Annotated in this window: 24 protein-coding genes; 22 read left to right on the forward strand and 2 right to left on the reverse strand. The window is 63.7% G+C overall.

The features are described 5' to 3' along the window. Positions 1-96: 96 nt before the first annotated feature. Together E6X30_RS07605 and nrdR are read left to right on the forward strand one after the other, a co-directional pair. Complete coding sequence (locus E6X30_RS07605) at positions 97-444, forward strand: LysM peptidoglycan-binding domain-containing protein (protein ID WP_016663003.1); 348 nt, start codon at positions 97-99, stop codon at positions 442-444. A gap of 48 nt (positions 445-492) precedes the next feature. Continuing rightward, complete coding sequence (gene nrdR, locus E6X30_RS07610; RefSeq protein WP_034370179.1) at positions 493-945, forward strand: transcriptional regulator NrdR; 453 nt, start codon at positions 493-495, stop codon at positions 943-945. Positions 946-1,235: 290 nt separating this feature from the next. On the opposite strand, the gene E6X30_RS07615 is transcribed toward nrdR, so the two are convergent. Further along, positions 1,236-3,476 (reverse strand): hypothetical protein, encoded by a 2,241-nt coding sequence (locus E6X30_RS07615; RefSeq protein WP_016663001.1) that lies wholly within the window; start codon positions 3,474-3,476, stop codon positions 1,236-1,238. Positions 3,477-3,714: 238 nt separating this feature from the next. Here E6X30_RS07615 and E6X30_RS07620 point away from each other — a divergent pair, with 238 nt between their 5' ends. Further along, on the forward strand, positions 3,715-3,921 hold the full coding sequence (locus E6X30_RS07620; protein ID WP_016663000.1) for a cold-shock protein: 207 nt from the start codon (positions 3,715-3,717) through the stop codon (positions 3,919-3,921). A 51-nt stretch (positions 3,922-3,972) separates the two neighbouring features. On the opposite strand, the gene E6X30_RS07625 is transcribed toward E6X30_RS07620, so the two are convergent. Then, positions 3,973-4,821: a spermidine synthase gene (locus E6X30_RS07625; protein WP_016662999.1), complete on the reverse strand. Its 849-nt coding sequence runs from the start codon at positions 4,819-4,821 to the stop codon at positions 3,973-3,975. Positions 4,822-4,884: 63 nt separating this feature from the next. Between E6X30_RS07625 and E6X30_RS07630 the strand changes: the two genes are divergently transcribed. The 19 genes from E6X30_RS07630 to E6X30_RS07720 all read left to right on the forward strand — a co-directional run bounded on the left by E6X30_RS07630 (position 4,885) and on the right by E6X30_RS07720 (position 25,380). Further along, positions 4,885-5,331 (forward strand): hypothetical protein, encoded by a 447-nt coding sequence (locus E6X30_RS07630; protein WP_016662998.1) that lies wholly within the window; start codon positions 4,885-4,887, stop codon positions 5,329-5,331. Positions 5,332-5,369: 38 nt separating this feature from the next. After that, entirely contained in the window at positions 5,370-6,611 is a 1,242-nt protein-coding gene (dinB, locus tag E6X30_RS07635) for a DNA polymerase IV (protein WP_016662997.1), read from the forward strand. Positions 6,612-6,732: 121 nt separating this feature from the next. Continuing rightward, positions 6,733-7,143, forward strand: a complete 411-nt coding sequence (locus tag E6X30_RS07640; RefSeq protein WP_016662996.1) for a DUF3040 domain-containing protein — start codon at positions 6,733-6,735, stop codon at positions 7,141-7,143. Positions 7,144-7,708: 565 nt separating this feature from the next. Next, entirely contained in the window at positions 7,709-8,140 is a 432-nt protein-coding gene (gene mraZ / locus E6X30_RS07645) for a division/cell wall cluster transcriptional repressor MraZ (protein ID WP_016662995.1), read from the forward strand. Between the two features lie 162 nt (positions 8,141-8,302). After that, positions 8,303-9,274 carry a 16S rRNA (cytosine(1402)-N(4))-methyltransferase RsmH gene (gene rsmH / locus E6X30_RS07650; RefSeq protein ID WP_016662994.1) on the forward strand — a complete coding sequence of 324 codons (972 nt, stop codon included), beginning with the start codon at positions 8,303-8,305 and terminating at the stop codon, positions 9,272-9,274. A gap of 2 nt (positions 9,275-9,276) precedes the next feature. Beyond that, on the forward strand, positions 9,277-9,762 hold the full coding sequence (locus tag E6X30_RS07655) for a septum formation initiator family protein (protein WP_016662993.1): 486 nt from the start codon (positions 9,277-9,279) through the stop codon (positions 9,760-9,762). 2 nt (positions 9,763-9,764) lie between these two features. Further along, positions 9,765-11,600 carry a penicillin-binding protein 2 gene (locus E6X30_RS07660; protein ID WP_232049669.1) on the forward strand — a complete coding sequence of 612 codons (1,836 nt, stop codon included), beginning with the start codon at positions 9,765-9,767 and terminating at the stop codon, positions 11,598-11,600. A 5-nt stretch (positions 11,601-11,605) separates the two neighbouring features. Beyond that, a complete protein-coding gene (locus tag E6X30_RS07665) occupies positions 11,606-13,186 on the forward strand; it encodes a UDP-N-acetylmuramoyl-L-alanyl-D-glutamate--2,6-diaminopimelate ligase (protein WP_016662991.1) in 1,581 nt (526 codons plus the stop codon). Continuing rightward, positions 13,179-14,627: a UDP-N-acetylmuramoyl-tripeptide--D-alanyl-D-alanine ligase gene (gene murF, locus E6X30_RS07670; protein WP_016662990.1), complete on the forward strand. Its 1,449-nt coding sequence runs from the start codon at positions 13,179-13,181 to the stop codon at positions 14,625-14,627. Before E6X30_RS07665 ends, murF begins: the two co-directional genes overlap by 8 nt. Further along, entirely contained in the window at positions 14,624-15,706 is a 1,083-nt protein-coding gene (gene mraY, locus E6X30_RS07675) for a phospho-N-acetylmuramoyl-pentapeptide-transferase (protein WP_016662989.1), read from the forward strand. Before murF ends, mraY begins: the two co-directional genes overlap by 4 nt. Before the next feature lie 38 nt (positions 15,707-15,744). Continuing rightward, positions 15,745-17,250, forward strand: coding sequence for a UDP-N-acetylmuramoyl-L-alanine--D-glutamate ligase (gene murD / locus E6X30_RS07680; protein WP_316335978.1), 1,506 nt, complete (start codon positions 15,745-15,747; stop codon positions 17,248-17,250). Beyond that, positions 17,247-18,551 carry a putative peptidoglycan glycosyltransferase FtsW gene (locus E6X30_RS07685; protein WP_316335980.1) on the forward strand — a complete coding sequence of 435 codons (1,305 nt, stop codon included), beginning with the start codon at positions 17,247-17,249 and terminating at the stop codon, positions 18,549-18,551. The genes murD and E6X30_RS07685 overlap by 4 nt, the downstream gene beginning before the upstream one ends. Then, positions 18,548-19,696, forward strand: a complete 1,149-nt coding sequence (locus tag E6X30_RS07690; RefSeq protein WP_316335981.1) for a UDP-N-acetylglucosamine--N-acetylmuramyl-(pentapeptide) pyrophosphoryl-undecaprenol N-acetylglucosamine transferase — start codon at positions 18,548-18,550, stop codon at positions 19,694-19,696. Before E6X30_RS07685 ends, E6X30_RS07690 begins: the two co-directional genes overlap by 4 nt. Further along, positions 19,693-21,177 (forward strand): UDP-N-acetylmuramate--L-alanine ligase, encoded by a 1,485-nt coding sequence (murC, locus tag E6X30_RS07695; protein WP_316335982.1) that lies wholly within the window; start codon positions 19,693-19,695, stop codon positions 21,175-21,177. Before E6X30_RS07690 ends, murC begins: the two co-directional genes overlap by 4 nt. Beyond that, the gene (locus E6X30_RS07700; protein ID WP_316335983.1) at positions 21,174-22,223 is read left to right on the forward strand and encodes an FtsQ-type POTRA domain-containing protein; all 1,050 of its coding nucleotides are present in this window, start codon (positions 21,174-21,176) and stop codon (positions 22,221-22,223) included. Before murC ends, E6X30_RS07700 begins: the two co-directional genes overlap by 4 nt. A gap of 247 nt (positions 22,224-22,470) precedes the next feature. Next, entirely contained in the window at positions 22,471-23,727 is a 1,257-nt protein-coding gene (gene ftsZ / locus E6X30_RS07705; protein ID WP_040386615.1) for a cell division protein FtsZ, read from the forward strand. Between the two features lie 3 nt (positions 23,728-23,730). Further along, entirely contained in the window at positions 23,731-24,465 is a 735-nt protein-coding gene (gene pgeF, locus E6X30_RS07710; RefSeq protein WP_316335984.1) for a peptidoglycan editing factor PgeF, read from the forward strand. A gap of 139 nt (positions 24,466-24,604) precedes the next feature. Further along, the gene (locus E6X30_RS07715) at positions 24,605-25,087 is read left to right on the forward strand and encodes a cell division protein SepF (RefSeq protein WP_061212235.1); all 483 of its coding nucleotides are present in this window, start codon (positions 24,605-24,607) and stop codon (positions 25,085-25,087) included. A gap of 2 nt (positions 25,088-25,089) precedes the next feature. Continuing rightward, positions 25,090-25,380: a YggT family protein gene (locus E6X30_RS07720; RefSeq protein WP_316335985.1), complete on the forward strand. Its 291-nt coding sequence runs from the start codon at positions 25,090-25,092 to the stop codon at positions 25,378-25,380. Positions 25,381-25,446 lie beyond the last annotated feature (66 nt).

Genomic DNA, 25,446 nt, shown 5'->3' on the forward strand with positions numbered 1-25,446 from the left:
AACGCTTGTTCCAAACATGTGTTCGAAAATGTCTTGACTTTTTCGAACAGATGATCGTACGCTCGTCATGTCGTCAATCGAACAAGGATTCTAAAAATGACTACTTCTACGTGTAGCACTCAGCCGGTTCGAAAGAATGTTCGCCTTCGTCTTACTCGCCGCGGCCGCATCGTCGTGGCATCGCTCATTGCGCTCGTACTCGCTGCTTCGGCAATCGTTGCCGGCGTTGTCTTTTTCTCGCCTGCGGCGGTCGCGGGTGCTGAGGGAGCCGTGTCGTACACGACCGTTCAGGTCGAGGAGGGGCAGAGCCTCTGGAGCATTGTCTCGGCTAACGCGCCTGCAGGCACCGATGTTCGCGACTATCTCATGCTTGTCCAGGACGTCAACGGTCTCGATGGCACCGTGATTCACCCGGGTCAGGAGCTCGCGCTGCCCACGCTCTAGCGGGTAGGGCCTCGGAGTATGAATGGGGTGCCCTGGTAGAATTTCGGGGTGCACTGCCCTTTTTGTAGGAATGAAGATTCGCGCGTCGTGGACTCGCGTACAGCCGACGACGGCATGACCATCCGCCGCCGTCGGCAGTGCCCTGCGTGCAATAAGCGATTCTCGACTACGGAATCAGCCTCGCTCGCGGTCCATAAGCGCTCTGGCGTGAGTGAACCATTCTCGCGATCCAAGGTGATTTCCGGCGTGCGTAAAGCATGCCAGGGCAGACCGGTGACAGACGACCAACTCGCGGTCCTCGCGCAGCGCGTGGAGGAGGCGATTCGTCTCAAGGGTGTGTCGGAGATCGACGCCCACGACGTAGGCCTCGCGATTCTGCAGCCGCTCAAAGAGCTGGACCTCGTCGCCTACCTTCGTTTCGCGAGCGTCTATCGCGGATTCGACTGCCTTGAGGACTTTGAGTCGGCCATCGAGGAACTACGAACCGAGGGCGAGAAGTAGGGCGCTGCACCCCTGTGGGGCGAGTTGAACGAGCCGAAGGTTGATCGGCGATGCGCGTTTCCTGCCCTGACCTCAGCAGCCAGGGCTTCCGCCTTTTTCCTCCGGAGCAGGCAAGGATCTGGCGGCATGACCCCTTGCTGGAGAGATTTTGAGAAAAGTGGTCGGAGGCCCTCGAGAAACACTGTATGATTTTCTTGGCCGATGGTCGCGGAGGGGAAGCCGCGGCCATCGGTTCTTTCATGCCCCCGCCAAAGCGGGCGCTTCCGCCAGAGCCCAGAAGCCGCCGGGCCCTACGCGCCTAATCCGGCGGGGAGATCTCCCGAATAGACCACGCTGAGCGCCTGAGTCGGCCGCGTGAGCGCGACGTACACATCGTTAGCGCCGCGAGCATGGCTCGTGAGAATCTCGGCGGGGCGCACGATGACGACCGCGTCGAACTCGAGTCCCTTGGCATCTGTCGGAGTCATCACGGAAACTTCTCTGTCCACACCGATCGAACCACGGCCCACTGCCGAGGCGCCGAATACGGCTGAAGCTCCCGCCAAGAGGGCATCAAGATCCTCGGTGAGGCAAAGGATCGCCACGCGGCCCTGCGTGAGGTCGGCAAGCGTGCGCGCCTCGTTAACTGCCTCCTCGATGACCCTGTCGGCACGTGTGTGCCGGAAACGTACGTCGTGTTCACCTTCGCGCACGCTCCTGACCTCCGTCACTCGCAAGCCGTGTGCGGCAGCGAGTGCGGAGGCGTGACGCATGATCCGCGACGGCGTGCGGTAATTGACGGTGAGCTCCTCGATGCTGGCCCGATCCTCAAGAAAAGGCGAAAGTGCGTGATCCCACGAGTCGGCGCCGGAGACCGAGGAGGTCTGCGCCACATCGCCCACGATCGTGAACGATTTCGTGGGGTTTCGACGCATGAGTGCACGCCACATCATCGGCGAGAGCTCTTGTGCCTCGTCGACCACGATGTGGCCGTAGGTCCAGGTGCGATCCGCTGCAGCTTTCTCGGCGAGGGAGCGGCTGTCGCGCCGTGCGCCAACCTGAGCGGCGAGTTCAGCTGCGCTGACGATCCCCTCGGAATCAATCATGGACAGCACCTTTTCGGCATACTCGAGGTTTGAGCGTTCGGTGGTGCGAGCCTTGTCCTTCTCGCGCTGCGTGGCGGTGTCGTCTTCACCGAGGAGCTCCGCGATTTCGTCGAGGAGGGCGACGTCTTCGATCGTCCACTCGGCGTCCTTCGAGCGGTGAAGAAGCTTGATCTCCCGCGCGCTCATGTGGTCGCCCGCCGCGTGAACCAGCCGCTCGATGCTCGCGAAGAATGAACGGGCGAAGGATTGCGGGCTGTATGGCAGCCAGCACCGGTTGAGGGCGACTTTGACGTCGTGGTTCGTTCGCAGATCGTGGAGGAGATCCGCGCGGTCCTCCTCTGCCCACGGGCGTTCGAGGCGCGTGAGCTCGGCGACATAGGCCTCAACGAGGCGGTCGAGTGCGGCGCGTACGAAGGTTGTGCGTGCATGGTTGTGCGGCCTGCCCGTCGCGCGGGCCTCCGCGCGCGCTGCACGGACATCGCCCGGAGTGAGAGTGATGTGGACCCCGTCGATATTGAGGTCGATGGGGCCTTTGGGAACTTGCTGGCGCGCCTTGACGGCACGGCGCAGAACCTTTGCCATCGCGAGGGACCCTTTGACGCGGGCGACGTCTTCGCGATCGTGTGTGTCTGCCCGCACGCCCGGAACGAGTTCGCCCGGCGTGAGGGTGACGACGCCTGTTTCGCCGAGGCTGGGCAACACGCGCTCGATGTAGCGCAGGAAGCCGCGCGTGGGGGCAACGATGAGAACGCCCGAATGCTCGAGCCTCTTACGGTGCGTATAGAGCTGGTAAGCCGCGCGGTGGAGGGCGACGGCAGTCTTGCCGGTGCCGGGGCCTCCCTGCACAACGAGCGCGCCGCGTGTTTCGTGGCGGATAATGCGATCTTGTTCGGCCTGGATTGTCGCGATGATATCGCCCATGCGGCCCGTGCGTTTCGCGGAGACCGCCGCAAGGAGTGCCCCTTCTCCCTGGAGGCTCGAATGGTGCTCATCTGAGTCGAGGAGCGTGCCGTCGAGAACGTCGTCTTCGATATCGGTCACGGTGCGTCCCGAAGTGACGAGGTGCCGACGCAAGCGAACGCCCTGCGGGTGCCTCGGCGTTGCCTGGTAAAACGCGGCGGCTGCGGGGGCGCGCCAGTCGACCAGGAGTTGGGTGCCTTCAGCGGTGAACACGCCGATGCGCCCAATGTAGTGCCGGGTGGCGTCGGACCTGTCGAGCCGGCCAAAAATAGCGTTCTCTGAGACGGACCTCAGCAGCCCGATCCGATCCTCGTAGAAAGTCGCGAAGGAGTCTCGCTCGCTGCGGTTTTGGTGCGTGCTCGCCGTCTGGGCGCTGATGACGTCAGTGAGTTGCGTTTCGAGGCGTGCGATTTGTTCGTCGATGCGTGCGTAGACTCGGTCGGCGTAGCGCTGCTCGAGGGCGATTTGCTCGTCAGAGGAAGCCACGTTGGGTCCTTCCAGGATGGGTCACGATTCGCTTGCGTCCCTTCGCGGGAGGCGGAAGCGACATTCCATTATGGTCGCTTTTCATGTGCGTTCCAACCCGGTGTGCGCGCTCGCGTGGCCAGCAGGAATCCGCTCGACACGCTGAAGGGAAACTGGGCGCGCGAACATCCAGCGTGGAATGATGGTACCTGCGCGTGTTTTCGCGCAGTTTGGTACGAGAAGTTAGGGGAGTCCACGCATGGCACAGGGCTCAGTTAAATGGTTCAACGCCGAAAAGGGTTTCGGCTTCATCGAGGTTGATGGTGGCGGCGCTGACGTGTTCGTTCACCACACGAGCATTGACATGGACGGTTTCCGCACCCTCGATGAGGGCCAGCGCGTCGAGTTCGAGGTTGTCGACGGCGACAAGGGCCCGCAGGCCGCGCACGTTCGTTCGCTCGCGTAGGTTCGCCTCGCTAGGCTTTCGTTCCGCACCCGTGCAGGGTGCGGAACTTTTTTAATGTCCGACGGTGGCTGCGCTCGCATCGCCTCCGAGCTCAACAACGCTGCCGCCACTGGCGAGTTTGTCGACGGTCTTTTTGTCGAGAGTGCGCACTGTCACCGCGTCGGTTCGAATCGCTCTGCGGGCATCGTCGCTGAGCCCGCCGGGCGCGTAGACGGCGATGCAGTTAGAGCGGCGGCGTTTCTTGATGGCGCTCGGTTCCGCGATGAGCTCGATCTCGCCGAAGACTTCGCGCAGCGTGACGATCTCATCGGCGAGTTCGTGCTGGTCTCGGTCCATGGCGATGTTGGCGAGAAACATGCCGTCGTCGTTGAGTATTCGGCGCTGTTCGCGTGCTGCTTCGAGGCTACGCATGGCGAGGGGCGTGCGGGAGTTGGAGAAGACGTCGCGTATCACTACGTCGAAGCGTGCCGTGCGCAGTGTGGGAAGGACGGCGAAGGCATCTCCCTCGCGAATGGCGACGCGAGGCGAAGGGGGAAGGTCGACCCATTCGCGAACGAGGTTGATCAGCTTCGCGTCGAGTTCGATGACGGAGTTTCGGGAGGCGGGGAAATGATGGGCGAGAGCACGGGGGAGCGAGGCGGCTCCGCCGCCGAGGTGGGCGATGTTCAGTGCCGTCTCACTGGGGTACGTCGTCGTCATAATCAGGGCGATCCACCGCATGTATTCGAAGACGAGGTGCTCGGGATCGGGGTGGATGTGGGAGCTTTCCATGCCGTCGATGATCACGGTGTAGGAGCCGTCTGTTTCGGGTTCCAACCGCACGACTGAGTGGCTGGTGGGAATGTCCTCGAAGAAGGGGAGGTGGAGGGGGAGCCGGTTCGATCGACGGTTGCGTGCCATGACTCGAGTTTAAATGTCTCACCCCCTTCCTATCGTCGTGAGTGTCGAGAAAGGGGAAGAATCATGACATCGACCATGACAGTGGCAGCGCCGGCGGCGCTGCGCGAAATTCGGGACCTTAACGCGGATCTGGATCGTCTGGAAGCCTTCGAGGCCGAGATCCACGCGAGCCTCGATGAGGCAGGCGTGAGCGCCGCTGAACGATTCGAGCGCGTCCACCGCGCAGCGCTCAAGATTGCGGGGCTCGCGATTCGCCGAGCAAACACTCAAAGGAAACGCAAGCTGCCCCTGAACGTGTGGGTGGCGCTTGAGCGCATGGGCGGAATGCACAGGGCGCGCGCACGGGAGGCGGCGCGTTTTGTCGAGCTTCGCCGTAGCGCGGAGCACTACTGGGAGCACACGAGTCGAATCTCCGAGCAGGACGTGCAGGAGCACGCGGAACAGACCCTCGCCTATGTTCACTCGGTGAAGGAGGAGCTCCTCGGGCTTGAGGCTCTTGCCGCTGCCTGACCGCGTAGGCTTAAGTATCAAGCGTTGGGAGGTGCGGCATGGACGGTGAGCCGTGGCAGCGCGCCATCGCGCATGTCGACATGGATGCCTTTTTCGCCTCCGTCGAAGTTCGCGACGACCCGCGTTTGCGGGGCCGCCCCCTTGCGGTTGGTGGCGATGGGCCCAGGGGAGTCGTCGCGACCGCTAGTTACGAGGCACGCCGATACGGGGTCCACTCGGCGATGCCCATGAGCCGCGCGCGTGCACTGTGCCCCGATCTGATTGTTTTGCCCGGTCGGCACGCCCACTATCGGGACGTGTCCGCGCAGATCATGGCTGTTCTCGACCGGTTTACGCCCCTTCGGGAAGCGGTAAGCGTAGACGAGGCGTATCTCGATATCTCCGGGGTGCAGCGCCTGCTAGGGGAGCCGGCAACGATCGCGAGAGACATCCGCCAGGCTGTATGGGACGAAGTCCACCTGACCTGCTCCGTGGGCGTTGGTATCTCAAAATCCGTCGCGAAGATCGCGTCCTCGCGCGCCAAGCCCCACGGCATTGACGTCGTTGAGCCTGAACGCACGGCTGAGTTCCTTGCGCCGCTTCCGCTTTCCGCCATCGGTGGCGTGGGCCCCGTCGCGCAGAAGAAATTCACGAACCTCGGTGTGGTCACCGTCGGAGATCTTGCGGCCCTCCCTCCGAGCGTTGTGAACAGAGCCGTGGGCTCCGCCGCCCCCGCGCTGCTTGCGCTCGCGCGCGGCGAGGATCCGCGTCCCGTCGGCGCGAGTGCGAAAGATAAGAGCATCGGAAAGGAGCGTACGTTCTCGACCGATATCGCTGATCCCGTGCGGCTGCGCTCGATCGCAACGAGCATGGCTGACGAAGTCTCGTTCCGATTGCGCAGGCGGGGCCTGGCCGCGAAGAGCGTCTCCATCAAGGTTCGCCGCCCCGATTGGTCGAGCCTCACGAGAACGGGTAGCTTCCCCATTCCGGTTCAGGAGAGCGAGGAGTTTCGTGAGCGCGCCCTCGTCGTGTGCGAGCGTGCTCTCGAGGGGGTGGGTGCCGTGCGCCTTCTCGGGGTGCGGGCCGAGCACCTCGTGCCTGCCTCGAGTGTGCATGCGCAGGGTGATCTCGAAGGGCGATCGGCGACGTGGAGCGATGTGGATCGGGCGATGGACCGTGCTCGTGAACGCTTCGGCGTCAGGTCGCTCGCCAGAGCGTCCGGGCTCGACAAACGTGACCTTGAGGCGAAGGACGGCACGGATGCGGGCACAGGCGAGACGCGAGGCGGGGGCTCTCGGTAGCAGTGCGTTTTCCGAATCTCAGGTTTGCTGCCTACACTGAAGGCACGACGATCCGCCGAGCAGCGCCCCTCACTCTCGTGCGTGGATAGGGCCTACTTTGTCTCGGTGTAAGGAGGCACCAATGCCACTTTCCGAAAAAGAGCAGAGGATCCTCGACGAGCTCGAAAAGCAGCTCTCGAGCGATGACCCCACGCTTGCGCACCAGTTCGGTGGGGCTGAAAAGTCGTCGTCGTTTAGCCCGCGCCGCATCGCGCTCGGTGGTGGCATCATCGTCGGTGGTCTCGCGCTTCTGATTTTTGCGGTGTCGCTGCCGGCAGTGTGGCTCGGTGTTCTTGCCTTTATCGTCATGGTCGTTGGGGCATTCGTGTGTCTTTCAGCGGAAAAGCCAAAGACCATTCCCCTCGATGACCCTCGACGGATGCACCCGTCCTTCACGCAGGGAGTTGCGGGGAAGAATTCCAAGGGGTCTCAGCAGTCGAGCTTCATGAAGAAACTCGAAGATCGCTGGGACGAACGCGGTCGCGACCGCTAGCGTTTCCCGGGCGCCGTTGCCCGGATCGTCCTGTAGGAACCGGCTTCACGAAAGGGAAGCCGGTTTATTTGTGTAGGCAAGCGCTAGCGATAAAGGAAACCGGCATCGTCCTTCGATCCCGGCTCTCTACTGCATTCCTTAGGTTCTAAGTCCTAGAGCGTGCTTCCCTCGCCCTTGACTTTCCACTGCCTCCTCCACTTCCCTCCACTCTCCCCACTTTCCTCCACCCGCGTTGCCCTCCAGGATCCTGCGACCTTGGTGCGACGGTGCACTCTTTGCGCCAATTAGCTGTTCTGAACAGGCATTTTGTGTGTAAATGCGTCTCGGTCGGTGTCGCGCAATTTCCTTGCGGGTAGTGCGGTGAGTCTGGGAAAACCCTCCGATTTTGGGTGCTTGAAGAGCTGTGCGGGGAATCTCCTCCACTTGCCTCCACTGCCATGAACTGCAGTTTTATGCCGATTTCGTGACAAAGTGGGGGAGGGGGTGTTGTTTGTGGTGGGAAGTGGGGTAAAGTGGGGGCGTAAGGAGAGGTCCACCCGAATTGAACGGGGGAATGGAGGTGCCCATGTTTCTTGGCACCTTCACGCCCAAGCTCGATGACAAGGGGCGGCTCATCTTTCCGGCAAAGTTTCGTGACCAGCTCGCGGCTGGACTCGTCATGACCCGCGGCCAGGAACACTGCGTGACGGTGTATCCCATGCGTGAGTTTGAGAGTCTCCACGAGCAGTTGCGGCAGGCGCCGGTCACGAGCAAGGACGCGCGCGATTACCTCCGCGTGCTCCTCTCGGGAGCGGAAGACGTCGTGCCGGATAAGCAGGGGCGCGTGACCATTCCTTCGCACCTTCGCTCGTATGCGGGACTCGATCGCGAATGCACGGTTATTGGTGCCGGTAATCGCATCGAGATCTGGTCGAGCGAGGCGTGGGAGACATATCTGGGACAGACCGAGGAGGCCTTCGCTCAAACGGCAACCGAAATCGTTCCAGGTTTGTTCTAGACGACGTGCCGCGAGGCATCTCTTCGCTTGCGCCCCGACGCATCTTCCCCGGTGGCGGGACGCAAGCGAGGAGATGTCTGACGGTATGACGTCACCCGCGAAACGACCACGACATCGGCGCCGCAACGGCGAAAGTAAGCGAAGCGCGAAGGGAGGCACGGCATGGACGCATCCCAGCTTCACGCACCCGTCATGCGCGAGGAGTGCCTCGAACTCCTTCGACCGGCGCTTGAGCGGGAAGAATCCACCTACGTGGATTGCACCCTTGGAATGGCTGGCCACGCCTGTGCGGTGCTCGAAGCCTTCCCGCATGCGCATCTCGTCGGTATCGACCGCGACCGCGCCGCGCTTGGTCTCGCGCGTGAGCGGCTCACGAGCGAAGGCTTCGAGGGGCGTTTCACTCTCGTACACACCACGTACGATCGCGTTGCCGACGCGCTCGCACACGCGGGGCGCGATAGGGCCGACGGCATCCTCATGGACCTCGGGCTCTCGAGTTTTCAGATTGATACGCGCGAACGCGGGTTTGCATACAGCGCAGATGCCCCGCTGGATATGCGTATGAACCCCGATGGAGATGCGCTCACCGCGGCGGACATCCTCAACACGTGGTCGGAGCAGGACATTGCGAACATCCTCTACCGCTACGGCGAAGAAAAGTTTTCCAGGCGCATCGCGCGCACGATCGTGAAGGAACGAGCGTCGGAACCCTTCGAGCGCTCCCCTCAGCTCGTCAGTGCGATCGAAAAGTCCATTCCCGCGAAGTCCCGCCACTCAGGCGGTCACCCGGCCAAGCGCACCTTCCAGGCGTTGCGCATCGCCGTGAATGAGGAACTCGACATCCTGCACGGCGCGCTCGACAACGCTCTCGCGGCCCTCGCGCCGGGAGGGAGGCTCGTGATCGAGTCGTACCACTCTCTCGAGGATCGAATGGTCAAGGAAGCCTTCACCGCGGCGAGCTCGTCGAAGACCCCCGAAGGATTGCCCGTCGACCTCGCTCAGTTTGCCCCCGATTTTTCGCTCGTGAAGCGTGGCGCCATGAAGGCGCCAGCGAGCGAGCAAGAAACCAACCCCCGTTCCGCAAGCGTGCGTTTGCGCGCCATTGAACGCATAACACCACCGGAGATCTCATAGCTATGGCACAGCTCGCTGCATCCCCCGCCTCACGCAGGCGTGCTGGCTTCGCCCCTGCTCATGCGCGCAAGGCGAACCTCGCGCTTGTCTCGCGCCCGCACATCCAACGCAGCTCCATCCCGTTCACGGTGCTGTGCACCCTCGTGCTGCTCGGCGCCGTGGTCGCGACCCTATTGCTCAACATTTCGATGACGAACATGAGCTACGAGGTCGCGAAGCTCCAGCGCGAATCGCGTGAACTGAGCGAGCAGACGCAGATGCTCGAGGAGAAGTCGGATCTTCTCGGAACACCACAGGAGCTTGAGCGCCAGGCACGTGAGCTCGGGATGGTGCCTGCAGGGAAGGTCGCCTACATCGATCTCGCGAACGGCAGCATCATCGGTGAGGCTGCGGCCGCGACGCAGGGAGCGGCCGCGCTCGTTCCGCACGTCACAAAAGCGCCGAAGAATCTTTACGATTACGGCATGGGTAACGAGAGGGCGCGCTAGACGTGCCGAATTCCCGTCCGCCGCGAGATTCTCGCAGCCGCCCGCCGCGCACCGTGCGTGACGGGCGTTCTCACGCTTCCCGTCAATCGGCCGGCGCCGCGCGTGCCCGGAACGGGTATGAGCCTTATCGCCGCCACCGCGTGATCGTGGCGCTCATGCTGATTGCGGCCCTCGCGATCAGCCTGCGCCTGGTGTGGATTCAGGGCATCAACTCGGCGGAGCTCGCGGCTGAGGCCCGGGCGAAGCGCTTGCACACCGAGCCAGTTCCAGCTCTACGCGGCGATATTCTCGACGCGAACGGGCAGGTGCTCGCGACGAGCACCGAGCGCTACACGATCATTGTGGACCAGCGTCAGATGCCCGAGTACCGAGCAAAGTCTCAAACGGCGACGGTCAAGGGAGTCAAGGCCGTCGCGATGGAGCTTTCACCTCTTTTGCAGATGAGCGTGGAGGAGCTCGAAGAGAAGCTCACGGGTAAATCGGGCTACACCGTCCTCGCGAAAGACGTGAGTCCGGAGGTTGAGGCTGCCGTCAAGCAACTCAAGATCGGTGGTGTCACCTCGGAGCGAGTCGCCGAGCGTCTGTACCCGGCGGGCCAGGTCGCCGGTAATATCGTGGGCTTCACGGGCTCCGACGGCACGGCCCTCGCGGGCGCTGAGCTGTCATTCGACAAGATTCTGCGAGGGACCGACGGCGAACGCCAGTACGAGCGGGGTGCGGGCGGCCAACTCATCCCCTCGGCTAAGGTCCATGAAAAAGAAGCGATCGACGGTGAAAGCATCGAGCTCACGATCGATCGAGACCTTCAATACCGCGCCCAGGAAATTCTTGCGCAGCGCGTCAAGGATTTTGGTGGCAGCGGCGGTTCGGCCGTGGTGATCGATCCCAAGACCGGCCATGTTCTCGCGCTCGCGGACTACCCCACGTACGATCCGAACAACCCGGGCGCGTCCGACGCAAAGTACCGCGGAAACCAGTCCGTTTCCAACGTCTTCGAGCCCGGCTCCACAGGCAAACTGTTCACCGTGGCTACGGTGATCAACGAGGGCAAGGCAAAGGTCGACGACCACTTCACGATCCCCTACCGCAAGGAATTTGGCGGAGAGAGTATCAAGGACTCGCACGAGCACCCCGTAGCGCACTACACGCTCGCCGGAGTCCTGAAGCACAGCTCCAACGTCGGCACGGTCGAAATCGCTGAGCGGGTCCCGAAGGAAAAGCGGGAAGAGTACTTGCGGGGGTTTGGGTTCGGCGCGAAAACTGCAGTGAACCTCCCCGGTGAATCCGCAGGCATCCTCCACGCGGCGAAGGACTGGCGCGGGCGTACGCAGTACGCGACGGCCTTTGGCCAGGGATACGCCGTCACCGCGCTACAGATCACCTCGGCGGTGGGGACGTTTGGGAACGACGGTGTGCACATTCAGCCGCGCATCGTCAAGGGACGCGTCGCTAATGACGGCTCTTTCACCCCGGAGCCCGAGGGAGAGCACACTCGCGTGGTCTCGAGTGAGACCGCTGCGACCATGAGGGCCCTCATGGATAACGACGTCGATGATGATGGCAAGGCTGCCGGTAGCGTCGCGGGCTACGCGGTCGGTGGAAAATCCGGAACGGCGCAGGTGCCCGGGGGAACGTACACCTCATCGTTTATCTCGATGGCCCCGATGGATGACCCGCAACTCGTCGTCGGCGTGTTCGTCTACGGAATTAAGGGGTTCAAGTCGGGCTCGGTCGTGGCGGGCCCCGCGGTTTCCGAACTCCTTGGCTACGCTCTTCAACGCCGCGGCATCGCCCCCTCCGGCGAGCCTGGAACTCAACTTCAGAACGAATGGAAGTGAAACTCGTGAGTGATCGCACCGATCTCATGCTGGGAGATCTCGCCCGGCAGCTCGAAGGGGCGCCTGGAGCGGGCGTACTCGAGCTGCGCGGTAGGAGTGTGCCGATCTCATCCGTGACGATCGATTCCCGCAAGGCGGGAACCGGCGCTCTCTTCGTCGCCGTTCAGGGTGAAAACGCGCACGGAGCGACCTACGCCAAGGCGGCGCTCAGCCAGGGCTGCGCCGCAATTCTCACGGACGAAGCGGGCGCTGCGATCGTGAACGACGCGCATCCGGGGGGCGACTACTCGGTGCTCGTGTGCGAGGATCCCCGCGCGCTCGCGGGCTTCGCCGCAAATCTCGTGTATGGCGAGCCCTCGCATGCCATCCCGCTAATCGGTGTGACCGGAACGAACGGCAAGACTTCGGTCACGACGATGTGTGCGCGCACGCTCCAAGAGCTCGGTGAAAGTGCCGGAATCGTCGGCACGAACGGGACGTTTCTCGCCTGGGCAGGCGGGCGCGAGGAGCAAATTCCGACGGAGCGCACGACCCCCGAGGCGACTGACGTCCACGCGCTTATGCGCCACATGGTCGACGAGGGCATGACGTGTGCCGCGCTCGAAGTATCGAGCCACGCGATGGTGCTCCACAGAGTAGCCGCCGTCCAGTTCGAGGTTGCGGTGTTTACGAACCTCAGCCAGGACCACCTCGACTTTCACAAGGACATGGAGGAGTACTTCGAGGCGAAGGCATCACTGTTTACGCCCGCGCATGCGAAGCGGGGAATCGTGTGTGTCGACGACGAGTGGGGCCGTCGTCTCGCAGCCCATGCGAGCGTTCCGGTGACGACGTACTCCGCAAAAGGACACGAAGCCGACTTCACGGTGGGGGAGATCCGCCGCGGAGAGTACGGAACGGTGTTCACCGTGCAACCGTCGGAAGGCGAACCTTTTACGCTTGAAAGCGCGCTTCCGGGAACCCACTACGTAGCCAATACCCTCGCGGTCGCACTCGTCCTTCGAGCGCTCGGCTTCGAGGGGGAGGCGGTGCGTCGGGCGCTTGCGGTGGCGGGCACGGTCCCGGGGCGCATGGAGAGGGTCGCCGAGTCCGACGCTTGCCCGCGCGTCGTCGTGGACTATTCGCACACTCCGGACGCGCTTGAGCAGGCTCTCGAGACGCTCCACACCCTCGAGGGCGTCGGAAAAATCGTGACGGTTTTCGGTGCGGGTGGGCACAGGGATTCGCTCAAACGACCGATCATGGGAGAGATCGCTGCGCGACTTTCTGATCGCGTGTTCGTCACGGACGACAATCCGCGCGATGAGGATCCGGCATCGATTAGGCGCGATGTGCTCGCGGGCATTCCGACGACGTGCCGTGCCGACGTCGAGAACGTGGGAGATCGTGCCGAAGCGATCGCACGAGCGATCGGCGAAGCGGACGCGCGTGACGTCGTGCTTATCGCGGGCAAAGGCGCGGAAAGTGGACAGGTACTCGCCGATCGCACGATTGAGTTCGACGACCGGGTCCACGCACGCACGGCGCTAGCGGCGTGGCAGCGTGCACATAAGGCGGACCTGACGACGGAGGTGCGCGATGCGTAAGACGACGGTTGGCGCAATCGCGCGTCTCGTGGGCGGCCGACTCGTCGGTGGCGCTCACGGCAACGAAAGCGTCCACGGAAAGGCGAGCGTTGATTCGCGTGTCATCGGTGAAGGAGACCTGTTTGTCGCCTTCGAAGGCGAGCACGTCGATGGTCACGACTATGTGGGCGCGGCCGCGAGGGCCGGTGCCGCTGCGGCTCTCGTGACGAAGGCTGTCCCCGGTCTCGAGCTTCCCGCTATTCAGGTCGCGGATCCTCTCGAGGCGCTCGAAATCCTCGCACGACACGAGTTGGCCGAAGCACGTGCGAGTGCGAGGCCGCCGATCGTGATCGCGCTGACAGGCTCGAACGGTAAAACGAGCACGAAGGATCTGCTTCACGCAATCCTCGCGCCAGTCGGGGACACAATCGCACCCATTGGAAGCCGCAATAACGAGCTGGGTCTTCCCCTCACCGTCCTCGAGCTCAGCGAAACGACGCGCTTTCTCGTGCTCGAGATGGGGGCACGGGGCATTGGGCACATCGCCCATCTCACGCACATCGCGCGCCCCGATATTTCCCTTGTTCTTAACGTCGGCTCGGCCCACGTGGGCGAGTTCGGAGGCCTCGACAACATCGCCCTCGCGAAAGGGGAGCTCGTCGAGGTTCTCGAGGAAACCGGAACCGCCGTGCTTAATGCCGACGATGCGCGGGTAAAGGCAATGCAGTCGCGCACGTGCGCTCGAGTCGTGCACTTTTCCCTTACTGACGACTCCGCGGAAGCCTACGCGAGCGATGTCGGCCTTGATGGCGCCGCTAGGGCGAGCTTCATGCTCCATATGGGCGGTAAGAAGGCGCCCGTCTCTCTCACGCTCACGGGCGAGCATCACGTGAAAAACGCTCTTGCAGCCGCGGCCGCGGCCGCAGCTGCTGGGGTGGGCTTTGAGGACGTCGTCGCAGGGCTTCGCTCCGCCGAACAGCGCTCCCCAGGGCGCATGCAGGTGAGCGAGTTGCCGGGCGACGTGACACTCATCAATGACGCCTACAACGCGAACCCCGATTCGATGCGCGCGGGCTTGAGCGCCCTTGCGGTTCTTGGTCATGAACGCCACACCGTTGCGGTCCTTGGCGAAATGCTCGAACTCGGTCCCGAGAGCGAGAAGGCACACCGGGATATGGGTGTTTTCGCAGTAGAGCAGGGGATCGACGTCATTGTCACGATTGGGTGCGGGGCGCATGCGATCCACCAAGGTGTGACCGAAACCCGCGGTGAGAACGAGCGCGCGGTGTATGTCGAACGCCTCGAGGATGCGCCCGCTGTGCTAGAAACGGTGAAGAGGCCCGGAAGTACCCTCTTGCTCAAATCATCGAACGGTGCGGGTCTCGCGAAACTTGGTGAGTCCCTCGTGCGCACGTGGGCAGCTGAGCCCACGAAAGCGGAAGACGCAGGAGAAAAGGCATGATCGGAATCTTGATCGCGGGGGCCGTAGCCGCGGTCCTGTCGTTCTCCCTGACCCCGCTTTATATTCGCTTCCTCGTGAAGAAGCAGTACGGGCAGTTTGTGCGCGACGACGGCCCCACGACCCACGCGACCAAGCGTGGAACGCCCACGATGGGCGGCGTCATGATCATCCTCGCGACCCTCATCGGCTACGGCATGGGGCACCTGAGCATTCTTCGCGCGCCGTCAGTGTCGGGCCTGCTTGCACTCTTGCTCATGGTCGGGCTCGGCGTGCTCGGCTTCATGGATGATTACGCCAAGATTGCCAAGAAGCAGTCGCTCGGTCTTTCTCCACGCGCAAAACTTGTGGGGCAAGGACTGATCGGTACCGCCTTCGCCGTTCTTGCTCTCCAGTTCCCCGATCGCTGGGGGCACACGCCTGCCTCGATGCACATCTCATTCGTGCGCGACATCCCGTGGCTGAATCTCGCGTTTGCCGGTACGGCCGTCGGCATTGTCCTGTTTGCGATCTGGTCCAACTTCCTTGTTGCCGCGTGGTCGAACGGGGTCAACCTCACGGATGGCCTCGACGGTCTGGCCTCTGGGGCCACGATTATCTTTGCGGGTGCCTACGTGCTGATTTCATTTTGGCAGTGGCGCCAGCAGTGCGGCATCGAAGAGATTCGCTCGTGCTATGCCGCGAGGGATCCGCTCGACCTTGCGATTGTCGCTGCCGCGGTGCTCGGGGCGTGCGTGGGCTTCCTGTGGTGGAACACCTCGCCCGCACGCATTTTTATGGGCGACACGGGTTCGCTGGCTCTCGGCGGCGTGCTTGCGGCCCTCACAATCCTGTCGCGCACGCAGCTCGTCGGCGGAATCATTGGCGGCCTCTTCGTCATCATCTCGCTGTCCGTGATCATTCAGGTCACGAGCTTCAAGCTGACGCGCAAGCGCGTTTTCCGAATGGCGCCTCTCCAGCACCACTTCGAGCTCAAAGGCTGGAATGAGGTGACGATCGTCGTGCGCTTCTGGATCATCGCGGGGGTGTTCGCGGCGTTCGGCCTCGGCCTGTTCTACCTTGACGCTTTGCGCTTTATCTAACCCACGTCCGTTCTCGACCAATTGCCAGGTGGCATCGCGTGACTGCATCTGAAACATCTAAGCGACTTCCCGAGCGCCCCTTCCCGGGTCTCGACGTGTCGGGCGCCCGCATTCTCGTGACGGGTTTTGGAGTCTCGGGCTACGCGATCGTGGACCAGACCCTTCAGCGAGGAGCGCACGTCACCGCCGTGGACGCGTCGCGATCAGAATCGAACCTCGAGCGTGCCAAGGTGCTCGAGACCCTCGGAGCCCGGATCCTGCTCGGCGAAGAGCACACTCGCGCGCTTCCCACGAACGCCGACGGTTCCCCCTTCGACGTCGTTGTCACGTCTCCCGGGTGGCGGCCCGACCACCCGCTTCTCGTTGCCGCGCAGAACGAAGGCATCGAGATCTGGTCGGAGATCGAGCTCGCGCGCCGCATGCAAAAGGCCGATGGCCCGGCGTGGCTCGCGGTCACGGGGACGAACGGGAAAACCACGGTCGTCACGATGCTTGAGTCGATTCTGCAGCATGCCGGTGTTCGGGCGGTCGCAGCGGGCAATGTCGGGCTCCCGCTGATCGAAGCGGCCCTCGATCCCGTGGGCTTCGAAGCGATTGCGTTGGAGCTGTCGAGTTTCCAGCTTCACTGGACGGACAACCTCAGCGCTCATTCGAGCGCAATCCTGAACATCGGTGCCGATCATCTCGATTGGCACGGGGGGATGGACGCCTACGCGCAGGCAAAAGCGAAGGTTTATGCCGGGACGCAGCACGCGTGTCTGTACAACAAAGCCGACGAACGCACGCTCCGTGCACTCGAGGATGCCGATGTGGTCGAAGGCTGCCGCGCGATTGGCGTTGGGCTTTCCTCGCCGGGGCCGAGCGAACTTGGCCTTGTTGAGGATCTCCTCGTGGATCGCGCTTTTTGCGAGAACCGGTACTCTCAGGCAGCGGAGATCGCGAACCTCGATACCGTTGCGCACCTCGGTCCCCACGGCGCCCCGCCGCACGTTGCACTCAACGCCCTTTTTGCGGCCGGCCTCGCGCGCTCGTTCGGCGTCAAACCGATCCACGTGCGCGAAGGTCTCGCGGCGTATCGCGCTGGGGAACATCGAAGCGAAATCGTCCACGTTGAGGGCGGCGTCGCCTTCATCGACGATTCGAAGGCGACGAACCCCGATTCTGCAGCGGCGGCGCTCAGCGCAGCGAAGTCAGTGGTGTGGATCGCCGGCGGCGACGCCAAGGGGGCGGACCTCCACAGCCTCGTCGCCGCGCAGGCCGAACGGCTCAAGGCGGTCGTGCTCATTGGCCGCGATCCGGAGCCTTTCACCGCGGCGCTTAATGACAACGCCCCGGATGTCCCTCGCGTCTGGATTGACCCCGAAAAATACGGGGACACGCGTGCGCTTATGCAGGCGGCCGTGACCGAAGCAGCGTCGCACGCGAGCGACGGTGACGTTGTGCTTTTGGCGCCGGCTGCTGCGAGCATCGATCAGTTCACGAATTACGCCGAGCGGGGGAACCTGTTCGCGGAAGCTGCTCGGGGGCTCGGGGGCACGCCGTGAGCGAGCGCGCACGGCAGCGGGGCGCACGCACGCCGCAACGCCCGAGCGAGCAAAACCCGCTCGGTGACGTTGGCGGCGAAGTGAAATCAACGCTCGGCCGCTGGCTCCAGTCGCCCGCGCTTGATTTCTACGCGATCGCCGTGATCGGCGGCATTCTCATCACGGTTGGTCTCGTGATGGTGCTGTCCAGCTCCTCGGTGACCAACATCGCGAAAGGACACTCCCCGTACGCGTCATTCATGACCCAGGGAGCCTTTGCCGTCATCGGCCTTGTACTGCTGATTGCCGCGGCGCTCACTCCGGTGAGGTGGTACAAGAACATCGGCGTTGCGACGCTGCTGCTCGTTCTCGGCCTGTTCCTCCAGGCGCTCGTGTTCACGCCTCTCGGGCTCGGCAAGGGCGGCAATAGGAACTGGATCCACATCGGCCCGATCCGTGGCCAGCCGTCGGAATTTCTCAAGCTTGCACTCGCGGTGTGGCTCGGCGCGTTCTTGTCGAAGAACCGCGACCGGCTGCGCGAACTTCCCGTGCTCGCAACCGCTATCGCGGGAACGAGCGCGGCGCTCGGACTCATTATTCTCGGCCGAGACCTCGGCACGATGATGATGGTGGGCATTCTCGCCGCGGGAGCCTTCTGGGTTGCCGGCGTGCCGAAACGCTGGTTCCTCATCGCTGGTAGCGGTGCCGCCGCGATCGTCATAGGACTCGTCCTCGCGAGCCCTAACCGCATGGCGCGCGCTCTCAACTGGTTGCACGGAGAGTGCGCTGGCGATTCGTGCTACCAGGCCGACAACGGCCTCATGGCGCTCGCGACAGGCGGTTGGTGGGGCGTCGGTATCGGGCAGTCCCGCCAAAAATGGGGGCGTGTGCCCGAGGCCGACAATGACTTCATTTTTTCGATCATCGGCGAGGAACTCGGACTTTTCGGCACGCTCTTGATCGTGGTGCTCTTTACGCTGCTCGCTCTCATGCTGTACCGCATGATGGTCCGCCTGCGCGATCCCTTCGTACAGATCACGATCGCGGGCATCACGTCGTGGATTCTCGCGCAGGCGTTCGTGAACATGGCCGTTGTGACGGGCCTACTGCCGGTTCTTGGCGTGCCGCTACCTTTTGTGTCGGCTGGTGGATCGGCGCTCATTGCCTCGATGCTCGCGCTCGGCGTGCTACTCGCCTTTGCGAAATCGGAACCCGGTGCGGCCGAGGCACTTCGGGCGCACGCGAACTACTCGAAGAAGTCGGCGACGGTGGTCGCGAAGCCGGCGTCGGAAACACGTGCCACGAAGGGATCGCGCTCATGACACCTCAACCCAGCATCCAGGCAGATGCCGAGGCAACCGTTCTCGTCGCGGGCGCCGGAAGCGCGGGACACGTCTCGCCCATGCTCGCGGTTGCCAGAGCACTAACGGAGCGCTATGAGGGAGTGCGAGTGGTCGCCCTCGGCACGAAGGTCGGCCTCGAAGCGGATCTCGTTCCGGCGGCGGGCTTCGAGCTCCTCACGATTGATAAGGTGCCATTCCCTCGCCGTCCAAACGCCGCAGCCTTGCGATTTCCGCGCGAGTTCGGTCGCGGACTGGGCGATGTTCGGCGGTTCATTCGCACCGAGCACGTCGATGCGATCGCGGGGTTTGGTGGCTACGTGTGTCCGCCCGCCTACCTTGCGGGGAGGCACGCCAAGCTTCCGCTAGTGGTCCATGAGGCCAATAAGCGGCCCGGAATGGCCAACAGGCTTGGGGTGCGGCTCGGGGCGCGCGCCATGACCGCTTTCGATATGAGCGGGACGTCGGGGCCGTTTTCACAGGCAGAGTGGGTAGGAATGCCCATGCGACCGGAGATTGCGCATCTCGATCGCGAGGCAAAGCGGGCCGAGGCGCGGGAGTCGTTCGGCCTTGACCCCGACAAGCCGACCCTTCTCGTGACGGGCGGCTCGCTCGGCGCGCAGCGCCTCAACGAAACCTTGATCGCGGCTATGGGCCCGCTCGAGGGCCTCGGCGTGCAGATTCTCCACGTCACCGGCAAGGGCAAGCGGATCCCGGCTCGGGGAAAACACTACGTGCAGGTCGAGTACGTGGACGGCATGGAAGGCGCCTACGCAGCCGCCGATTTCGCGCTCACACGCTCGGGAGCGGGAACCGTGTGTGAACTCGCCGCCGTCGGGCTGCCCGCGCTGTTCGTGCCGCTCCCCATCGGCAATGGCGAACAGGCGCTCAACGGGGCCGACATGGTCGCGGCCGGCGGCGCGCGCATGATCAAGGATGCGCTCCTTACCCCCGAGCTTCTCGTCGAGACCGTCGGTGAATGCCTGCTCGATACCGAAGTGCGCGGGCGGATGGAGAAAGCGGCTCTCTCCCTCGGCAAGCGGGATGCTGCTGAAAAGGTCGCCGACCGCATCGCTGCGACGATTCCGGCGCTCGCGACTCAGCGCCCCAAAGGAGGTGCCCGATGACCACGTCGAGCGATTTTCTCTCTCGCCTTCGCCCGTTCTCCCCGGGGGAGGTGCGCACTATGCTGAGGCCCGGCGCAGTCGTGACTGCTGCCGAGTGGCCCGAAGAGAGCGTCAGGAAGGTCCACGTGATCCGCATCGGCGGGGCGGGTATGAGCGCCGTCGCGCGCCTCGCGCTCGAAGCGGGCCTCGAAGTTACGGGCTCCGAATCCCAAGAGGGTCGGTTCCTGCCGCCCCTGCGCGAACTCGGTGCACGTATCACCGTCGGTTTCGACGCTGACTCCGTAGAAGAGGACACCGATCTCGTGATCGTGTCGACTGCCGTACGTGCCGATAACCCCGAAGTACGACGCGCGCACGAGCTGTCTATCCCCGTGATTCACAGGGCGGCGGGGCTCGCGGGTCTCCTCGGCACGCATGCGATCATCGCTGTCGCGGGCACTCACGGCAAGACTACGACGAGTGCGATGGCGACACTGGCCCTGCGCGCAGCGGGTGCCGAGCCCGCCTGGGCGGTTGGTGCGGCGGTCGCGCAGCTCGGTGCGAACGCGAGCCAGGGCGCGGGTGAATATGCGGTCGTGGAGGCGGATGAGTCCGACGGCTCCTTTGTCGCCTTCGCTCCCTCGGTTCTCGTGCTCACGAACTTCGAGGCCGACCATCTCGACTTCCACGGCACCGAACAGAACCTCCGCGCGGTGCTCTCGGCGTTCGCCGCGAGGCTCTCAGAGACGAACGGCACGCTCGTTGCGTGCGCGGACGACCCCGGCGCGCACGCCTTTGCCCTGGACGCGCGCGACGCAGGCCTTCGCGTCGTGCTGTATGGCGAACACCCCGAAGCGACGTGGCGGATTGTCGCCGATCACTCGAATGCTTCCGGCGCTCACGTCCAGGTCGTCGCACCGAACGGGCAGAACGTCGACCTCGCCTTGCGCGTTCCAGGCCGACATAACGTCCTCAACGCCCTCGGCGTGCTCGCCGCTCTCGACGTCCTGGGCATTGAGCGCGAGAGCGCCCTTGGCGGACTCGCCGAGTTCGAGGGGGCGGATCGTCGCTTCCAGGTTGCGGGCGAAGTGAATGATGTCGCCGTGATCGATGATTATGCGCACCACCCGCGCGAGGTCGCGGCTGCGCTTGCGGCGGGCCGCGAGCGTGCAGAGGGCGGGCGGCTCGTTGCCGTCTTTCAGCCGCATCTGTTCTCGCGCACGAAAGCGTTTACGCGCGAGTTTGCCGAGGCACTGAGCCTCGCAGATGAAGCCGTTCTCCTGCCGATCTACCCGGCACGCGAGGATTTCGATCCGAGTATTCGAAGCGAGGACATCGCCGCTCTCGTGGACGGCGGTGCCCGCGTTTTGGAGGCGGGCGATGTGCCCAACTACCTCGCTGAGCACGCGCATGACGCGCGCGTGATCCTCATGATGGGGGCCGGAGACATCGTGGATGTGAGCCCGCGCGTGCTCGAGGCGCTCAAGGCGAGGGGCGCATGAGCCCAGCAAAACGCCCGCCGCGCCCCGTGCGCCCCACGCGCAGGACGGAACACTCAGCCCGTTCAGGTGCGAAGGCCGCGCCGAACGCGAGCGCCGAAGCTTCCCACGAATCCGCCCAACAGTCTCGAGTCGTGGCAAAGCCTCGCTCGGGTGCACACCCTCGTCCGCCCGTGAATCCCGAACGCGCGGGGGATAAGAAGGCAAAGAGCAGCCAAGTCCCAAAGCCCTGGCGTGCGCTCGGCAACCGTCGGAAGAAAAAAAAGACTCCCGTTGGTGCCCACGCCCCTTCCCGAACGAGACCCTCGGACGGGCCGATTGTCGATGCAAGGGAGAGGTTCACGAGTCGCGTGCGGAGGAAGCCGTGGCAGCAGGGCCGGCACTGGCTTACTCTCACCGTCGGCACGATTGTGGCGCTTGTCGTTCTCGCGTTGCTCGCCCTGGCCTTTCTCCCGCAGCTCAAGGTTTCCGAGGTGCGCGTGGCTGGCGCAACGTACGTCGATGCGAGCGCCCTGGAACAGATTGGGAGCGCCCGTGAGGGTCAGGCTCTCGCCTTTGCCGACCTCGACTCTCTCGAAAAGGACCTCGCCGCTGTTCCAGGGGTCAAGGAGGCGAAGGCATCGCGTCACTGGCCGAGCACGATCCGCGTCGTCGTCACGGAGCGGACCGCGATCGCCAACCTCGATTCGGGCGGCCGCAGCGTGCTCGTGGATGGCTCGGGCACCGCGCTTCCCTCGACTGCGGCGAACCCGGCGGATCTGCCGCACCTTTTTGTCGATCCGGCATCGGCGAATACGAAGGCGACCGAAGCGGCCCTCCTCGAGATCGTGCGCGTACTCCCGCCGAATTTGCGTGCCGCCCTCACGAAGGCCACGGCGAGCGCGCCGTCGAACGTGACACTCGAAGTTTCCACGGAAGCGGGCCCTCGCACGGTCGTGTGGGGAGGCCCCGAGGATTCCGAGCTCAAAGCGAAGGTGCTCGAGGCACTTCTCAGCCAGCCTGGCGCGGTGATTGACGTCTCTTCGCCGGAGGCCCCGACGATTCGCTAAAGGGAAGCACGTACGCCCAACTACGCGCGCGTCGTTCCCACGTTCCGTGGAGGCTGTGACGAGAAAATGACATTCGTGTAAGACACGCGCCCGACAATGTTGCCCTAGACGCCTGTCAGGCAATAGCGTCGAGTACGAGACAAATGTGCCACTCCATGTCTCTTCTGTCCTGTCCGCGCCGGGCGCGGGAGGCGCACTAGGCAGTGTGATGGGGTGGAGCTGGAGCAACGAAAGCAAGGACATCCACGTGGACGGATCGCAGAACTACCTCGCAGTCATTAAGGTCGTCGGTGTCGGCGGCGGCGGCGTCAACGCCGTGAACCGGATGATCGAATCCGGCCTCAAGGGCGTCGAGTTCATTGCCATTAACACCGATGCCCAGGCGCTGCTCATGTCGGATGCCGACGTCAAGCTCGATGTCGGCAAGGAACTGACCCGCGGCCTCGGCGCCGGTGCTGACCCGGAGGTCGGGCGCAAGGCTGCCGAAGACCACAACGACGAAATCGCCGAGGCGCTCGAAGGTGCCGACATGGTGTTTGTGACCGCTGGTGAAGGTGGCGGCACCGGAACCGGCGGCGCGCCTGTCGTCGCGAAAATTGCTCGCTCGCTCGGTGCTCTCACAATCGGCGTGGTGACGCGTCCGTTTACGTTCGAGGGCCGCCGCCGCTCGACCCAGGCCGATTCGGGCATCGACGCCCTCCAGGCCGAGGTCGACACGCTCATCACCATCCCGAACGACAAGCTGCTCCAACTTGCCGATGTCAAGGTGTCGATGATCGACGCGTTCAAGCTCGCCGATCAGGTTCTCCTTCAGGGCGTGCAGGGCATTACTGACCTCATTACCACCCCGGGCCTCATCAACCTCGACTTCGCTGACGTCAAGAGCGTGATGAAGGATGCCGGCACGGCGCTCATGGGTATCGGCACCGCGAGCGGTGACGACCGTGCCCTCCAGGCCGCTGAACTCGCGGTCTCGAGCCCTCTGCTCGAAGCGTCGATCGACGGCGCCTACGGCGTGCTCCTGTCGGTTCAGGGTGGCAGCGATCTCGGCCTCGTCGAAGTGTCGGATGCCGCGCGCCTCATCCAGGAAGCCGCTCACCCGAGCGCGAACATCATCTTCGGTACCGCCATCGATGATGCCCTCGGCGACGAAGTCCGCGTGACCGTGATCGCCGCGGGCTTCGACCCGAAGCCCGAGCGCGCAGAGGATGCCGCGCAGCAGAAGCAGCAGGGTGTGCCGAATAGCGCCCCGCAGGCCGCCCCCGCCCAGCCCGAGCAGCAAAGCTCAAGCCGCGACTGGGTTTCGGCTCCCGCGCAGGGCCAGGGCTACATCCCGGCTCGCTCGCCGCAGGTCAACACCGAACAGGCTCAGGGTGCGCAGCAGGATCCAGCTGAGGCGGAAGGCGCAGTCCAGGTTGAGCGGCCGCAGGTGCCCAATGTTCCCTCGATCCAGCAGGATTCGAACCCGGACGACGACCTCGATATTCCCCAGTTCCTTCGCTGAACCATGAGCAGCGAATCATATGCGCGGGCCTTCGACTTGTCGGGGGCTCGCGCCCTTTTCACGGGCGTTGCTGAAGGCAACCTTGCGCTGCACGTAGGCGACGACCCGAATAGGGTGCGTGCGCGTCGGGAGGTTCTCGAGCGCGAACTCGGGGTACCTCTCGTTTTCGTCGAACAAGTACATTCCGCGGACGTCGCCATCGTGCGCAGCGAGCGGGACGTCCATGCCATGCGGGAGCACGAGCACGTCGCGGATGCCCTCGTGACGGACCGTTCCGACGTCGCCCTTGCGATCATGGTCGCCGATTGCGTTCCGGTGCTGCTCGCCGATGAACAGCGTGGCGTGATCGCGGCAGCGCATGCGGGGCGCCGCGGCCTTCTCGGCGGAGTTCTCGGTGCGAGTGTTGAGGCGATGATGGGCCTCGGTGCATGCCCCGCGAATATCCGCGCACTTATCGGCCCGTCGGTGTGCGGGCGATGCTACGAAGTTCCCGAGCCGATGTTCCGGGAATCGGTCGAGATTCAGCCTGCGCTAGCCTCGCGCACGTCGTGGAATACCCCGGCGCTCGACCTGCCTGCCGGTGCTGTCGCCGCGCTGCGAGACGCGGGTCTTGCGCCCGAGGGGATCGAGGTTCTCGAGCGGTGCACGCTCGAAAGCGAAGAACTCTTTTCCTACCGCCGTGATCCACGAACCGGGCGCTTTGCGGGCGTCATTACACGGAGCCCCCGGGCCGTGTGAGAATCGCGCCTAAGCGCAACGTGCGACACGCGTGTAAATTCCGCGGCGCCAGGGTTTCCTGCGGTAGTTTCAAGAAAGACCCCGCACTCCCGTGCTTCCCCAGGGGCGAACAACCGGCTTCTTTATAGGGAGAACTTCGATGGGCGCATTGCGCAACTTGATGGTGAGCGTTGGGCTCGCCGAAGAACAGGACACCTACTACGACGACACTCAGAGCTACGCGGCCGAGGACACGCACGCTGCGCGCGTCCCGGAGCGCACCGCGGAGCCCAAGGTCCAGGAGGCAAACGTGACCCCGCTTCGTCCGCACCAGACTGGCGTCTCGCTTGCGCCGGCCGCACCGGAGACCATGCAGCGCATCACGACGATTCACCCCCGCTCCTACAACGACGCCAAGAGCATCGGTGAATCATTCCGCGATGGCGTTCCCGTTATCCTCAATCTCTCCGATATGAGTGAAGCTGATGCCAAGCGCATGGTGGACTTCTCGGCGGGTCTTGTGTTTGGTCTTCGCGGCACGATTGAGCGCGTGACCACCAAGGTGTTCCTGCTGTCGCCGGAGTTTATCGAAGTTGAGGGTGAGTCCCGCACCGACGAGGGCACGTTCTACAACCAGAGCTGAACATGGCGATCCTCGCCTCTGTCGTCTACCTCGCGGCGTATCTTTTCTCGATCCTTCTGCTCGTGCGGATTGGCCTCGAGATGATCCAGTCGTACGCGCGATCGTTTAAGCCGCGCGGCTTTGTGCTCGTCGTATGCGAGTTGATCTATACGGTGACGGACCCTCCGGTGAAGGCCCTGAGGTCCGTGATTCCGCCACTGAGGCTCGGCGATGTAGCGCTCGATGTGAGCGTCCTCGTGATCTTCTTTGTGTGCTCAATCATCTCGATGCTCGTCGCTCCCTTCGTGCTGTGAGCACAGCTGCGGGAAACGAACCGTGTTTTCAGGGTGCGCCCGCACTCTCAGGTAGAGTTAAATAGT

This window comes from Dermabacter sp. (assembly GCF_032550575.1).
GTDB classification, from domain to species: domain Bacteria; phylum Actinomycetota; class Actinomycetes; order Actinomycetales; family Dermabacteraceae; genus Dermabacter; species Dermabacter hominis.

What these genes read in the sequence shown, in the direction of transcription:
- E6X30_RS07655 (WP_016662993.1), top strand. Translation starts at nt 9,277, where the DNA reads ATGGCACAGCTCGCTGCATCCCCCGCCTCACGCAGGCGTGCTGGCTTC.
- mraY (WP_016662989.1), top strand. Translation starts at nt 14,624, where the DNA reads ATGATCGGAATCTTGATCGCGGGGGCCGTAGCCGCGGTCCTGTCGTTC.
- pgeF (WP_316335984.1), top strand. Translation starts at nt 23,731, where the DNA reads ATGAGCAGCGAATCATATGCGCGGGCCTTCGACTTGTCGGGGGCTCGC.
- E6X30_RS07620 (WP_016663000.1), top strand. Translation starts at nt 3,715, where the DNA reads ATGGCACAGGGCTCAGTTAAATGGTTCAACGCCGAAAAGGGTTTCGGC.
- E6X30_RS07625 (WP_016662999.1), bottom strand. Translation starts at nt 4,821, where the DNA reads ATGGCACGCAACCGTCGATCGAACCGGCTCCCCCTCCACCTCCCCTTC.
- murF (WP_016662990.1), top strand. Translation starts at nt 13,179, where the DNA reads ATGCGTAAGACGACGGTTGGCGCAATCGCGCGTCTCGTGGGCGGCCGA.
- rsmH (WP_016662994.1), top strand. Translation starts at nt 8,303, where the DNA reads ATGGACGCATCCCAGCTTCACGCACCCGTCATGCGCGAGGAGTGCCTC.
- E6X30_RS07720 (WP_316335985.1), top strand. Translation starts at nt 25,090, where the DNA reads ATGGCGATCCTCGCCTCTGTCGTCTACCTCGCGGCGTATCTTTTCTCG.
- E6X30_RS07630 (WP_016662998.1), top strand. Translation starts at nt 4,885, where the DNA reads ATGACATCGACCATGACAGTGGCAGCGCCGGCGGCGCTGCGCGAAATT.
- mraZ (WP_016662995.1), top strand. Translation starts at nt 7,709, where the DNA reads ATGTTTCTTGGCACCTTCACGCCCAAGCTCGATGACAAGGGGCGGCTC.
- murC (WP_316335982.1), top strand. Translation starts at nt 19,693, where the DNA reads ATGACCACGTCGAGCGATTTTCTCTCTCGCCTTCGCCCGTTCTCCCCG.
- E6X30_RS07700 (WP_316335983.1), top strand. Translation starts at nt 21,174, where the DNA reads ATGAGCCCAGCAAAACGCCCGCCGCGCCCCGTGCGCCCCACGCGCAGG.
- dinB (WP_016662997.1), top strand. Translation starts at nt 5,370, where the DNA reads ATGGACGGTGAGCCGTGGCAGCGCGCCATCGCGCATGTCGACATGGAT.
- E6X30_RS07690 (WP_316335981.1), top strand. Translation starts at nt 18,548, where the DNA reads ATGACACCTCAACCCAGCATCCAGGCAGATGCCGAGGCAACCGTTCTC.
- E6X30_RS07715 (WP_061212235.1), top strand. Translation starts at nt 24,605, where the DNA reads ATGGGCGCATTGCGCAACTTGATGGTGAGCGTTGGGCTCGCCGAAGAA.
- E6X30_RS07640 (WP_016662996.1), top strand. Translation starts at nt 6,733, where the DNA reads ATGCCACTTTCCGAAAAAGAGCAGAGGATCCTCGACGAGCTCGAAAAG.
- E6X30_RS07605 (WP_016663003.1), top strand. Translation starts at nt 97, where the DNA reads ATGACTACTTCTACGTGTAGCACTCAGCCGGTTCGAAAGAATGTTCGC.